At 70.0% G+C, this 11,794-nt stretch carries 10 protein-coding genes and 1 pseudogene; all 11 read left to right on the top strand.

The genetic code is table 11. The features are described 5' to 3' along the window. The first annotated feature begins 10 nt into the window (after positions 1-10). The 11 genes and pseudogenes from NAF06_RS00370 to NAF06_RS00320 all read left to right on the top strand — a co-directional run bounded on the left by NAF06_RS00370 (position 11) and on the right by NAF06_RS00320 (position 11,761). Positions 11-289 carry a DUF7111 family protein gene (locus tag NAF06_RS00370; RefSeq protein ID WP_008586159.1) on the top strand — a complete coding sequence of 93 codons (279 nt, stop codon included), beginning with the start codon at positions 11-13 and terminating at the stop codon, positions 287-289. Positions 290-543: 254 nt separating this feature from the next. Continuing rightward, entirely contained in the window at positions 544-1,521 is a 978-nt protein-coding gene (locus NAF06_RS00365; RefSeq protein WP_008586161.1) for an aliphatic sulfonate ABC transporter substrate-binding protein, read from the top strand. Between the two features lies 1 nt (position 1,522). Further along, positions 1,523-2,323 carry an ABC transporter permease gene (locus NAF06_RS00360; RefSeq protein ID WP_008586164.1) on the top strand — a complete coding sequence of 267 codons (801 nt, stop codon included), beginning with the start codon at positions 1,523-1,525 and terminating at the stop codon, positions 2,321-2,323. A gap of 121 nt (positions 2,324-2,444) precedes the next feature. Next, positions 2,445-3,113: pseudogene (locus tag NAF06_RS00355) on the top strand (ABC transporter ATP-binding protein); the annotation flags it as partial. 378 nt (positions 3,114-3,491) lie between these two features. After that, positions 3,492-4,673: a LeuA family protein gene (locus NAF06_RS00350; RefSeq protein ID WP_425601825.1), complete on the top strand. Its 1,182-nt coding sequence runs from the start codon at positions 3,492-3,494 to the stop codon at positions 4,671-4,673. 364 nt (positions 4,674-5,037) lie between these two features. Next, positions 5,038-6,849, top strand: a complete 1,812-nt coding sequence (gene ilvB / locus NAF06_RS00345) for a biosynthetic-type acetolactate synthase large subunit (RefSeq protein ID WP_008586170.1) — start codon at positions 5,038-5,040, stop codon at positions 6,847-6,849. Beyond that, positions 6,846-7,589: an acetolactate synthase small subunit gene (gene ilvN / locus NAF06_RS00340; RefSeq protein ID WP_008586172.1), complete on the top strand. Its 744-nt coding sequence runs from the start codon at positions 6,846-6,848 to the stop codon at positions 7,587-7,589. The genes ilvB and ilvN overlap by 4 nt, the downstream gene beginning before the upstream one ends. Before the next feature lie 33 nt (positions 7,590-7,622). Then, positions 7,623-8,681 carry a ketol-acid reductoisomerase gene (gene ilvC / locus NAF06_RS00335; protein ID WP_008586174.1) on the top strand — a complete coding sequence of 353 codons (1,059 nt, stop codon included), beginning with the start codon at positions 7,623-7,625 and terminating at the stop codon, positions 8,679-8,681. After that, on the top strand, positions 8,681-10,141 hold the full coding sequence (gene leuC / locus NAF06_RS00330) for a 3-isopropylmalate dehydratase large subunit (RefSeq protein WP_008586176.1): 1,461 nt from the start codon (positions 8,681-8,683) through the stop codon (positions 10,139-10,141). Before ilvC ends, leuC begins: the two co-directional genes overlap by 1 nt. Then, positions 10,141-10,758: a 3-isopropylmalate dehydratase small subunit gene (locus NAF06_RS00325; protein ID WP_008586177.1), complete on the top strand. Its 618-nt coding sequence runs from the start codon at positions 10,141-10,143 to the stop codon at positions 10,756-10,758. Before leuC ends, NAF06_RS00325 begins: the two co-directional genes overlap by 1 nt. A gap of 4 nt (positions 10,759-10,762) precedes the next feature. Continuing rightward, on the top strand, positions 10,763-11,761 hold the full coding sequence (locus NAF06_RS00320) for an isocitrate/isopropylmalate family dehydrogenase (RefSeq protein WP_008586179.1): 999 nt from the start codon (positions 10,763-10,765) through the stop codon (positions 11,759-11,761). Positions 11,762-11,794 lie beyond the last annotated feature (33 nt).

The raw sequence follows: 11,794 nt of genomic DNA, 5'->3' as shown, positions 1-11,794 counted from the left end.
TACGGATCGTATGACCGACACGGAGGCCGCGTCGGCGAACGGCGTCGCGGCGCGGTACGAGGAGACCGACGGAGAGCGCCGACTCACCTTCTCGCGGGACGGCCGCGAGGCGACCGTCGCACAGAACGCCGAGGGGTACGCCATGCTGAAGGTCCGCTCCGGTCCCGACGGCGACGAACTGGAGCGGTACTACGGGTTCGACATGGCGCTCGACCACGCCGCTGAGCTGCTCGGCGTCGCCGTCCCGGACCTCCCGGTGCCGGACGCGGCCGCCGACATGGGGATGTAGCCGCGGCGTCGTCGTCCGGGTCCGACGAACCAGCAACATCGTCCGCTACACGGAACGCGAGCCGAACGGCTTCGTCACCGTCCGGAGCGGGGACCTAAACGCGTTTTCGCCGGGTAGAGGGGGTCGAAACCTCGGATACACCCCGTGTGAACAGATATCACTACTGAAAAATAAATAACCCCGAGACATCATAGTCGCGGTTGAATATTCTCGATAGCCATATCCGTTTATGAGTGGGACCGGTGGGAACGTGTATGGAGCGAAGGCAGTTTCTGCGCGGCACCGGCGCGGCGATCGGCGGCTCGCTGCTCGCCGGCTGCGCGGGGAACGGCGGCGGATCGGGAACGGTGACGGTCGACTACGCGTACTACAACCCGGTCAGCCTCGTGTTGCGCGAGAAGGGCTGGCTCGAGGAGACGTTCGCGGACGCCGGCACCGACGTCGAGTGGGTGCTGAGCCTCGGCAGCAACCAGGCGAACGAGTACGCCCAGAGCGGGGAGGCCGACGTCTCCTCGACCGCGGGGATCGCGGCGCTGATGGCCCGCACGAACGGCGTGCCGATCACGACGCCGTACATCTACTCGGAGCCGGAGTGGACCGCGCTCGTCACCTTCGCGGAGACCGGCATCGAGTCGGTCGAGGACCTCGAAGGGAAGAGCGTCGCCGCCACCCGCGGGACCGACCCGTACTTCTTCCTGCTTCAGGCGCTCGACGACGCGGGCCTGAGCGAGGGCGACGTCGAGGTCGTCAACCTCCAGCACCCGGAGGGCCAGTCCGCACTGGTCCGCGGCGAGGTCGACGCGTGGGCCGGACTCGACCCGCACATGGCGGAGCTGGAGCTCGAACACGACGGCGCGGAGCTGTTCTTCCGCGAGCCGCGGTACAACACCTACGGCTTCCTCAACTTCCTCGACGGCTTCCTCGCCGACCGCCCCGAGGACGCGCGCCGCGTGATCGAGGCGTACGAGCGCGGCCGCGAGTGGGCGGTCGAGAACCCCGAGGAGACCGCGGGGATCCTCGCGGACGCCTCGGAGATGTCGGAGCCGGTCGCGGAGCGCGTGTTCACGCAGCGGAACGACCTCTCTCGGCCGATCCCGGGCGACCCGCACCGCGAGCTGCTGTCGAACCTCTCGCCGATCCTCGAAAGCGAGGGGCTCGTCACCGAGGACGCCGACCCCGCCGGCCGCGTCGACGAGCTGATCGACTCCGAGTTCGCGAGCGAGGTCGTCTGAGATGGCCACCGACGCCCGAACCGAGCCGCGAACGATCGGCCCGGTCGCGCTCCCCTCAGCGGACCGCTTCCGGCCGCTGCTCGGGCTCGTCGTCCCGGCGGCGCTCGTCGTCGGCTGGCACGTCGTCGTCGCGACCGGCGCGATCCCCGCGTACCAGCTCCCGACCCCGCTGCGCGTCGCCGAGACGCTGTACGGGATGGCGGCCTCCGGGGAGTTGTGGGGCCACGTCGCCATCACGCTCCAGCGCGTCTTCCTCGGGGCGGGGCTGGGGATCGCCGTCGGCACCGCGCTCGGGACCGTCACCGGCCTCTCGCGGACGGCCAGCGACCTGTTCGACCCGCTCTTCCAGAGCCTGAAGAACATCCCGTCGCTGGCGTGGGTGCCGCTGTTCCTCCTCTGGTTCGGCATCGGCGAGACCGCGAAGGTGCTGCTGATCGCGGTGGGCGCGTTCTTCCCCGTCTACCTCAACCTCTCGACGGGCATCGCCGCGGTCGACGAGGAGCTGCTGGAGGTCGCGGAGGTGTACGACCTCGGGCGCGTCGAGTCCCTGCGCCGGGTCGTGTTCCCCGCCGCGCTCCCGAGTCTGCTCGTCGGGATCCGCGGCGGCGTCGGGCTGGCGTGGATGTTCGTCGTCGCCGCGGAGCTGATCGCGGCGAGCCAGGGGATCGGCTTCCTCCTGAGCGACGGCCGGACCCTCGCGCGGCCCGACATCATCGTCGGTTCGATCCTGCTGTTCGCGTTCCTCGGGAACTGCTCGGACGTCGCGGTGAGGGAGGTGAGGGACCGTGTCGTCGGACGCTGACGCCGACGCCGCGCCCTCGCCCGGCGAGGACGACGCCGCCGAGTCCAGCGGGGAACCCGTCCTCGCGGTCGACGGCCTCCGGAAGCGGTACGACGACACGGTCGCGCTCGACGGCGTCGACCTCGCGGTCGCCGACGGGGAGTTCGTCGCGGTCGTCGGCCCCTCGGGCTGCGGGAAGTCGACGCTGCTCCGCGTGCTCTCCGGGCTCGAACCGCAGTTCGCCGGCCGCGTCGCGGTCGACGGGACCGACGTCCGCGACGGCGGCAGCGACGACGTGGGGATGGTGTTCCAGGAGCCGCGGCTGCTCGACTGGGCCGACGTGCGCGAGAACGTCGCGGTCGGACTCCCGGCCGACGTCGACCCCGACGCGCCGGCCGCCCGCGAGCGGATCGACGAGCTGATCGAGACCGTCGGGCTCGACGGGTTCTCCGAGAGCCGCCCGGACCAGCTGTCGGGCGGGATGGCCCAGCGCGTGTCGCTCGCGCGCGGGCTGGCGTACGACCCCTCCGTGCTGCTGCTCGACGAGCCGTTCTCGGCGCTCGACCGGCTGACGAAGGCCGACCAGCAGGACCACCTGCTCGACGTGTGGGAGGAGCGCGGCACGACCGTCGTCCTCGTCACCCACGACGTCGAGGAGGCGGTGTACCTCGCGGACCGCGTCGTCGTGCTCGGCGGCCAGCCCGGCTCAGTCGAGGCCGTCGTCGACGTCGACATCGACCGCCCCCGCGAGCGGGCGGACCCGGATCTGCTCGAACTCCGGCGCGACGTGACGGACGCGCTCGGGCGGTAACGGCGGTTCCGCCGCCCGACTCGGACCGTTCCCGGGGTCGGTATCTGGTCTCCGCGCGGCTCGGGATCCACTCGCCGTGCGGGTCGCTGACTCGCCGCGCGCGAGCCGCGGGCCGCCCCCGATCCGAACGAAACGAACGTCGATTCCACTTATTAACTGGCTTCCGGATCGGAATACGCGTCGAGTCTCCGGTGTGTGTATTACCTCCTTAAGGAGTATTGACATCGCTGCCGTATGGCGATTTGTCGGTCTTGCCTCGCATCGACCTCGACTGCCGGTCGACTCCGATTTTGCGATCGTCCAAACCGTTAAGTACCCGACCGTCTTGTCGTGAACCGATGACAGACATCACGGAGGCTTCGTCGGACACCCCGGCGGATCGAGTTCTTCCAGGGCACGATAGCTTCTAACGTCGAAATCGGTCCTGTCAGGATCTTCGACACGACCCTGCGAGACGGAGAACAGTCACCACGTACTTCGTTCAGCTACGACGAGAAACGCCGCATAGCGGCGACGCTGGACGACATGAACACCCACGTCATCGAGGCGGGGTTCCCGGTCAACTCGGACGCGGAGTTCGAGGCCGTCAGCGACATCGCCGCCGCGACGGACACGACCGTCTGCGGGCTGGCCCGCGTCGTCGACGGCGACATCGAGGCCGCCATCGACTCCGGCGTCGAGATGGTCCACGTGTTCGTCTCCACCAGCGACGTTCAGCTGGAGGACTCGATGCACGCGACCCGGGAAGAAGCGAAGGGGCGGGCGGTCGACGCCGTCGAGACGGTGAAAGACGCCGGCGTCGAGTGTATGTTCTCGCCGATGGACGCGACCCGGACGGACCCGGACTACCTGATCGACATCGTCGAGGCGGTGTCCGACGCGGGCACCGACTGGATCAACATCCCCGACACCTGCGGCGTCGGGATGCCGACCAGCTTCGGCGAGACCGTGGCGGCCGTCGTCGAGGCGACCGACGCCCGCGTCGACGTCCACACCCACGACGACTTCGGGATGGCCGCGGCCAACGCCGTCATGGGCTTCGAGAACGGCGCGGAGCAGGCGCAGGTGTCGGTCAACGGGATCGGCGAGCGCGCAGGCAACGCCGCCTACGAGGAGGTCGTGATGGCCGTCGAGTCGGTGTACGGCGTCGACACCGGCATCGACACGACCCAGATCACCAAGCTGGCCCGGATCGTCGAGGAGGCCTCGGACATCCCGGTCCCGGCGAACAAGCCCGTCACCGGGCGGAACGCGTTCGCCCACGAGTCGGGCATCCACGCCGCCGGCGTCATCGAGAACAGCGACACGTTCGAGACCGGCGTGATGACCCCGGAGATGGTCGGGGCCGAACGCGAGTTCGTGCTGGGTAAACACACCGGCACCCACAGCGTGCGCAAGCACCTGGTGGAGGCCGGCTTCGACCCGACGGACGGCGAGGTCCGGTCGATCACGAAGCGGGTCAAGGAGTACGGAGCCGGCAAGCGGCGGGTGACGGCCGGCGACGTCGAGCGGTTCGCCGAGGAGGCGGACGTGGCGCGCGAGGAGGAGGTCCGGGTCTGATGGCCGCCTCCGCGACCGGAGCGCCCCCCGAGCGACCGCGACGGCGGTCGTCGGCGGAGCCGGTTCGCGCTCCCCGACAGGAATTTATACCCCGGCCGCGTTGCTCCGAGCGAGATGCGACGGCACACCGCGGTCACGGAGCGAGCGGACGTTCCCGCAGCCGTCGCGCCGATCATTGTAGGGGTCTGATCCCCTACACCATCCCTTCCTCACCGACGCGACGCATCGCCGAACGCCGGCGGTCGGGCCGTTTCCGACGCACGTGCCCGCGCTCTCGACAGGCGCGGCGCGGTCCCGCTCGTCCCGCGTTCGCAGCGACCGACTCGACAACCCGCCAGATGCCACACCGAACACCACCACGACAATGAGCGACACAGCAGCACAGCCGCGGTCCGACGGAGACGAGTCCGACGGTTCGTCCGCCGGCGCCGCGGCCGACGACCCGACCGACCCGGACGACGAACAGCCCGCGGGACCCGTTTCGACCGGCGCGGAGTCGGTCGTCGCCGCCCTCGAGGCGGCGGGCGCGAAGACCGCGTTCGGCGTTCAGGGCGGGGCGATCATGCCCGTCTACGACGCCTTATACGACTCGTCGATCCGGCACGTGACGATGGCCCACGAGCAGGGGGCGGCCCACGCCGCCGACGCGTACGGCGTCGTCGCCGGCGAGCCCGGCCTCTGTATGGCCACCTCCGGTCCGGGGGCGACGAACCTCGTCACCGGCATCGCCGACGCCGACATGGACTCGGACGCGATGCTGGCGCTGACCGGGCAGGTCCCGACGGAGTTCGTCGGGAACGACGCGTTCCAGGAGACCGACACGGTCGGCGTCACCCGCCCGATCACCAAGCACAACTACTTCGCCGGCGGGGCCGACACGGTCGGCGACACCGTCGGCGAGGCGTTCGAACTGTCACGGGCCGGCCGGCCCGGCCCGACGCTGGTCGACCTGCCGAAGGACGTGACGCAGGACGAGACCGACCGGACGCCCGGGCCGGCGACGCCGCCGGCGGGGACCGACCCCGACCCGAACGCGGACGCCGAGGCGGTCGAGGAGGCGGCGCGCGCCATCGAGTCGGCCGAGCGCCCCCTCTGTCTGTTCGGGGGCGGCGTCATCAAGGGCGACGCGAGCGACGAGGCGCGGACGTTCGCACGCAGCTACGGGATCCCGGTGACGACGACGATGCCGGGCATCGGCTCGTTCCCCGAGGACGACGACCTCTCGCTCTCGTGGGCGGGGATGCACGGCACCGGCTACGCGAACCTCGCGATCACCCACACGGACTGCCTGATCGCGGTCGGCACGCGGTTCGACGACCGGCTCACGGGCGGGATCGACACGTTCGCGCCCGAGGCCGAGGTGATCCACGTCGACATCGACCCGGCGGAGATCTCGAAGAACGTGTACGCCGACTACCCGCTCGTCGGCGACGCCGGGCGCGTCTTGGACCAGCTGACCGCCGCGGTCCGCGAGTCCCCCGACGCCGGGGCGTGGCGCGAGCGCTGCGCGGAGTGGAAGGAGACGTACCCGCTCACGTACGCGACCCCCGACGAGGAGCCGTTGAAGCCGCAGTTCGTCGTCGAGGCGTTCGACGAGGCGACGGACGACGACACCATCGTCACCACGGGCGTCGGCCAACACCAGATGTGGGCCTCCCAGTTCTGGTCGTACTCCGAGCCGCGAACGTGGGTCTCCTCGCACGGGCTCGGCACGATGGGCTACGGCGTGCCCGCCGCGGTCGGCGCGCGCGTCGCCGCCGACACGATGGGGGAGTCCGACCGCGACGTGGTGTGTTTCGACGGCGACGGCTCCTTCCTGATGACGATGCAGGAGCTGTCGGTCGCGGTCCGCGAGGAGCTGGACATCACGATCGCCGTCCTCAACAACGAGTACATCGGGATGGTCCGCCAGTGGCAGGACGCGTTCTACGAGGGCCGCCACATGGCCTCCGAGTACAGCTGGATGCCCGAGTTCGACAAGCTGGCGGAGGCGTTCGGAGCCCTTGGCCTGCGCGTCGACGACTACGACGAGGTCGCCCCCGCCGTCGAGGAGGCGCTCGACTACGACGGACCGGCCGTGGTCGACTTCCACGTCGACCCCGAGGAGAACGTCCTGCCGATGGTGCCGAGCGGCGGCGCGAACGGTAAGTTCGCGACCGCGGAGGACCAGCTATGAGCGGCGAGTCGCCGGACGACCGAGCGGACGAGGAGTCGACCGATCCCCGGCCCGCGACCGACGGCGGCTCCGCAGCCGGAGAGGGACCGGAGACCGACTCCCGGCCCATGCCGAGCGAGCAGCCCGGACCGCGGGAGCGCGACCACCCCGAGGGGCGGCGGAACCTCGAGGGGATCCGGATCGACCCCGTCGTCGAGGCGGAACACGAGTCGCGGCGCGCGGTGATCTCCGCGCTCGTCGAGGACGAGCCCGGCGTGCTGGCGCGCGTCTCCGGGCTCGTCTCCCGGCGGCAGTTCAACATCGAGAGCCTCACCGTCGGGCCGACGACCGTCGACGGCCACTCGCGGATCACGATGGTCGTCGAGGAGACGGACCCCGGCATCGACCAGATCGAGAAACAGATGGCGAAGCTGAAGCCGGTGATCTCGGTCGGCGAGGTCGCGGGCGACGCCGTCACCTCGGAGCTGGTCCTGCTGAAGGTCGAGGCGGACGACCCGGCCGCGGTCCACGCCGTCTCCGAGATGTACGACGGGAAGACGGTCGACGCCGGCCCGGAGACGATCACCGTCGAACTCACCGGCGACAAGACCGACGTCGACAGCGCGATCGGCGCGTTCGAGCGGTTCGGCATCGTCGAGATCGCGCGGACTGGGCCGACCGCCCTCGCCCGGGGCAACACTCCAACCGCGCCCGGAGAGAAACCCGGAACGGCCGGCGAACCGACCACGCACGACGACTGACGCGAAGACAGACGCGAACCCACAACGATACACATGACCGACGACGACACGCAGACGTTCGATTCGACAGTATACTACGACGACGACGCGGACGAGGAGGCCATCGCTCACAAGACCGTGGCCGTCCTCGGCTACGGCTCGCAGGGCCACGCCCACGCGCAGAACCTCGCCGACAGCGGGGTCGACGTGATCGTCGGCCTCCGCGAGGGGAGCTCCTCGCGGGCCGCCGCCGAGAGCGACGGGCTCCGCGTGGAGACGCCCGCGGACGCCGCCGCGGAGGCCGACATCGTGAGCGTGCTCGTGCCCGACACCGTCCAGCCGGACGTGTACGAGAACGCGGTGGAGCCGAACCTGGAGGCGGGCGACACGCTCCAGTTCGCGCACGGGTTCAACATCCACTACAACCAGATCCAGCCGCCCGAGAACGTCGACGTGACGATGGTCGCGCCGAAGTCCCCGGGCCACCTCGTGCGCCGCAACTACGAGAACGACCAGGGGACTCCCGGCCTCCTCGCAGTGTACCAGGACGCGACCGGCCACGCCCACGACGAGGGACTCGCGTACGCGGCCGCGATCGGCTGTACCCGCGCCGGCGTCGTCGAGACGTCGTTCCGCGAGGAGACGGAGACCGACCTGTTCGGCGAGCAGGCCGTCCTCTGTGGCGGCGTCACCTCGCTCGTCAAGCAGGGGTACGAGACGCTCGTCGACGCCGGCTACTCGCCGGAGATGGCGTACTTCGAGTGTCTCAACGAGCTGAAACTCATCGTCGACCTGATGTACGAGGGCGGGCTCGGCGAGATGTGGGACTCGGTGTCCGACACCGCCGAGTACGGCGGGCTCACGCAGGGCGACGTGGTCGTCGACGAGCACGCCCGCGAGAACATGGAGGAGGTCTTAGAGAAGGTCCAGAACGGCCAGTTCGCCCGCGAGTGGATCGCGGAGAACCAGGCGGGACGCCCCTCCTACACCCAGCTCAGGACCGCCGAGAAGAACCACGAGATCGAGGCTGTCGGCGAGGAGCTCCGCGGCCTGTTCTCGTGGGAGGAGTCGGCGGAGGACGACGAGGAGGAGAGCGCCGAGGTGACCGCCTGATGAGCGAGGGGACGCTGTACGACAAGGTGTGGGACCGACACAAGGTGACTGAGCTTCCCAACGGCCAGGACCAGCTGTTTGTCGGCCTCCATCTCGTCCACGAGGTGACGAGCCCGCAGGCGTTCGGGATGCTCCGCGAGCGCGACCTCGACGTCGCGCACCCGGACCGGACGTTCGCGACGACGGACCACATCGCGCCGACCGAGGCCGAGAAGCGGGAGCGTCCCCTCGCCGACGACCAGGCCGAGGAGATGCTCTCCGCGCTCGAACGCAACGTGGGCGAAAGCGGGATCACGTTCTTCGGCTTCGAGTCCGGAGAGCAGGGGATCACTCACGTCGTCGCCCCCGAACTCGGACTCTCCCAGCCGGGGATGACCGTCGCCTGCGGCGACAGCCACACCGCGACCCACGGCGCGTTTGGCTCCATCGGCGTCGGTATCGGAACGAGCCAGATCCGCGACGTGCTCGCGACGGGCTGTATCGCGGCGGACAAACAGAAGGTCCGCCGGGTCAACGTCGAGGGCGAGCTCGGCGAGGGCGTCTACGCGAAGGACGTGATCCTGAAAGTGATCCAGGACCTCGGCGTCGACGGCGGCGTCGGCCACGTGTACGAGTACGGCGGGCCCGCCATCGAGGCGCTCGACATGGAGGGTCGGCTCGCGGTGTGTAACATGTCCATCGAGGGCGGCGCCCGCGCCGGCTACATCAACCCCGACGAGACCACCTACGAGTACCTGCGAGGACGCGAGTACGTCCCCGAAGGCGAGGCGTTCGAGGAGCGGAAGGCGTACTGGGAGTCGATCAGCTCCGACACGGACGCCGAGTACGACGACGTGGTCACCGTCGACGCCGACGGGCTCGACCCGCTCGTCACCTGGGGGATAAACCCCGGACAGGTGATCGAGATCTCGGAGCCGGTCCCGCACCCGGACGACTTCGAGGCCCGGACCGACCGCGAGGCGGCCGAGCAGGCGCTCGATCACATGGAGATAGAGGCCGGCCAGTCGATGCTCGGATACGACGTCGACGTGGCGTTCCTCGGCACCTGTACCAACGGCCGCCTCTCCGACTTCGAGGAGGCCGCGAAGATACTGGAGGGCAACACGGTCGACGCGGACGTCCGCGCGCTGGCCGTCCCCGGCTCCGAGACCGTGCGCCAGCAGTGCGAGGAGCGCGGGATCGACGAAACGTTCATCAACGCCGGCTTCCAGTGGCGTCGCGCCGGCTGCTCGATGTGTCTCGCGATGAACGACGACGCCTTGGAGGGCGACGAAGTCTGCGCCTCCTCGTCGAACCGCAACTTCATCGGGCGACAGGGGTCGAAGGACGGCCGCACCGTCCTGATGAGTCCCGCGATGGTCGCGGCCGCGGCCGTCGAGGGTCAGGTCGCCGACGCGCGCGAATACCTCGACGACGGGTCGACCGGCGGTGCCGGCGGCGTCGAGGAGGTGGCCGACTGATGAGCGCGAACGACGCGGACGACCAGCACATCACCGACGTCTCCGGCACGGGCGTCCCCATCCCGGGCGACGACGTGGACACCGACCAGATCCTGCCGGCGAAGTTCATGAAGGAGGTCACGTTCGACAACATGGCGGACTACCTCTTCTACGACGCCCGGCGGAACGACGACGGCGAGTTCAACGACCACCCCCTCAACCGCTTCGAGGGCGCGTCGATCGCGGTCGTCAACTCCAACTTCGGCTGCGGCTCCTCCCGCGAACACGCGCCGCAGGCGATGATGCGGTGGGGGATCGACGGCGTCGTCGGCGAGTCGTACGCCGAGATCTTCCGCGACAACTGTAAGTCGCTCGGCATTCCGGCGGTCACGACGGACCACGAGACGGTCGTCGAAGTTCAGGAGTGGATCGAGGCCAACCCCGACGGCGACGTCGAGATCGACGTCGAGGGCGAGACCGTCACCTACGGCGACACCGTCATCGACGTCGACGTCGACGACGCGATGCGAGAGGCCCTCGTCGAGGGCATCTGGGACACGACCGCGCTGATGTACTCGAACCGGAGCAAGGTGGACGACACGGTCGCCGACCTCCCGTACGTCGAGGGGGACGACTGACCGGATGTCCGACGAGATCGTCGTCATCGAGGGCGACGGCATCGGCCGCGAGGTCGTGCCGGCCGCCGTCGAGGTGTTGGAGTCGCTCGATCTCGACTTCGAATTCGTCGCCGCCGAGGCGGGCGACGCGACGAGGGACGCCACCGGCGAGGCGCTCCCGACCGAGACGTACGAGCGCGTCGCCGACGCGGACGCGACGCTGTTCGGCGCGGCCGGCGAGACCGCCGCCGACGTGATCCTCCCGCTGCGGGAGGCGGTCGACTCGTTCGTCAACGTCCGACCCGCGAAGGCGTTCCCCGGCGTCGACGCGCTCCGGCCGGAGACCGACGTGGTCTTCCTCCGCGAGAACACCGAGGGCGTCTACTCGGGCCACGAGGACCGGCTCTCAGAGGACCTCTCGACGCTGACGCGCGTCGTCACCTCGTCGGCCTCGCGGGAGCTGGCCGAGTACGCGTGCGACTTTGTCGAGGCCGGGCGCGGGCCCGCCGGCGACCCCGAGGCGGGATTCACCGTCGCGCACAAGGCGAACGTGATGCGCGAGACGGACGGGCGCTTCCGCAATGAGGTGCTCTCGGTCGCCGCGGAGCGCGGCGTCGACGCCGACGAGGAGCTGATGGACGCGTTCGCGACGAAGCTCCCGCTCGACCCCTCGCAGTACGGCGTGATCGTCTGCCCGAACCTCGCGGGCGACGTGCTCTCCGACCTCGCGGCCGGGCTCGTCGGCGGGCTTGGACTGCTCCCGTCGGCGAACGTGGGTCACGACAACGGCCTGTTCGAGCCGGTCCACGGCACCGCGCCCGACATCGCGGGCGAGGGCGTCGCGAACCCGACCGCGGCGATCCTCTCGGCGGCCATGCTCGTCGAGTACCTGGGCCACGTCGAGGCTGGGCGGCGCGTGCGCGACGCGGTCGAGGGCGTCCTCTCGGACGGGCCGCGCACCGGCGACCTCGGCGGCTCGGCGACGACCGACGAGGTGACCGCCGCGGTCGTCGACCGGCTGTAAGGCGTCGCTGCGGGCGATCCCGGCCGTCGCTCG

This window comes from Halorubrum hochsteinianum, assembly GCF_023702125.1.
Lineage (GTDB): Archaea > Halobacteriota > Halobacteria > Halobacteriales > Haloferacaceae > Halorubrum > Halorubrum hochsteinianum.
Note: the sequence above shows the minus strand (reverse complement) of the source record. Positions and strands in the feature narration are given on the sequence as shown.

What these genes read in the sequence shown, in the direction of transcription:
- NAF06_RS00370 (WP_008586159.1), top strand. Translation starts at nt 11, where the DNA reads ATGACCGACACGGAGGCCGCGTCGGCGAACGGCGTCGCGGCGCGGTAC.
- NAF06_RS00365 (WP_008586161.1), top strand. Translation starts at nt 544, where the DNA reads ATGGAGCGAAGGCAGTTTCTGCGCGGCACCGGCGCGGCGATCGGCGGC.
- NAF06_RS00360 (WP_008586164.1), top strand. Translation starts at nt 1,523, where the DNA reads ATGGCCACCGACGCCCGAACCGAGCCGCGAACGATCGGCCCGGTCGCG.
- ilvB (WP_008586170.1), top strand. Translation starts at nt 5,038, where the DNA reads ATGAGCGACACAGCAGCACAGCCGCGGTCCGACGGAGACGAGTCCGAC.
- ilvN (WP_008586172.1), top strand. Translation starts at nt 6,846, where the DNA reads ATGAGCGGCGAGTCGCCGGACGACCGAGCGGACGAGGAGTCGACCGAT.
- ilvC (WP_008586174.1), top strand. Translation starts at nt 7,623, where the DNA reads ATGACCGACGACGACACGCAGACGTTCGATTCGACAGTATACTACGAC.
- leuC (WP_008586176.1), top strand. Translation starts at nt 8,681, where the DNA reads ATGAGCGAGGGGACGCTGTACGACAAGGTGTGGGACCGACACAAGGTG.
- NAF06_RS00325 (WP_008586177.1), top strand. Translation starts at nt 10,141, where the DNA reads ATGAGCGCGAACGACGCGGACGACCAGCACATCACCGACGTCTCCGGC.
- NAF06_RS00320 (WP_008586179.1), top strand. Translation starts at nt 10,763, where the DNA reads ATGTCCGACGAGATCGTCGTCATCGAGGGCGACGGCATCGGCCGCGAG.